This is a genomic window from Aerococcus sp. L_32, assembly GCF_050689315.1.
This window is the reverse complement of the sequence record NZ_JBOEQF010001143.1, coordinates 1-591: the sequence shown is the minus strand read 5'-3', so window position 1 is coordinate 591 and position 591 is coordinate 1. Positions and strand designations below refer to the sequence as shown.

The 591-nt window shown below is 37.1% G+C and carries 1 protein-coding gene; it reads right to left on the bottom strand.

Annotated features, from left to right (window positions below; genetic code table 11):
* The coding region (locus tag ACRCJ0_RS18625; protein WP_431391679.1) for a lactate/malate family dehydrogenase at positions 1-415 on the bottom strand (415 nt) is incomplete at its 3' end.
* Positions 416-591: the final 176 nt, after the last annotated feature.

The following is a 591-nucleotide window of genomic DNA, read 5'->3' as shown; positions in this document are numbered from 1 at the left end:
CAGGTAAGCCAGAGAATTTCCAGGTTGCGTAAGTTAAGATGTCTACTGGGTTAGTAGCTACTAAGAAGATACCATCAAAGCCTGAAGCCATAATTTGATCAACCATGCTCTTGAAGATACGTAAGTTTTTATCTACTAAATCTAAACGTGTTTCACCGGGCTTTTGTGCAGCGCCTGCAGTAATCACAACAACATCAGCGTCAGAACAATCATCGTAAGTCGCCTTGTAGATTTTCTTAGGAGATGTATAAGCTAGGGCGTCGATAAGGTCCAATACATCACCTTCAACGCGGTCTTCAGCTAAATCGATAATTCCTAATTCTCTACCAACACCTTGAATAACGGAAGCATACGCAAATGCAGACCCTACAGCACCATCACCAATTAAAATAACTTTTTGACCATTTTTTGACATAATAGATTCTCCTTAACTTTTTGTCTCTTATAGTATACAAAGCAAACCATATGGTAAATGTTCCATTAACCCGTGCAAAGCTAGTGAACAATCGGTTTAAAACTTAGCTTGTTGATTAGTTAGTGAAATATTTAACATAATCATACCATCCTGTTTAAAAAAATCAATAGGTTTTT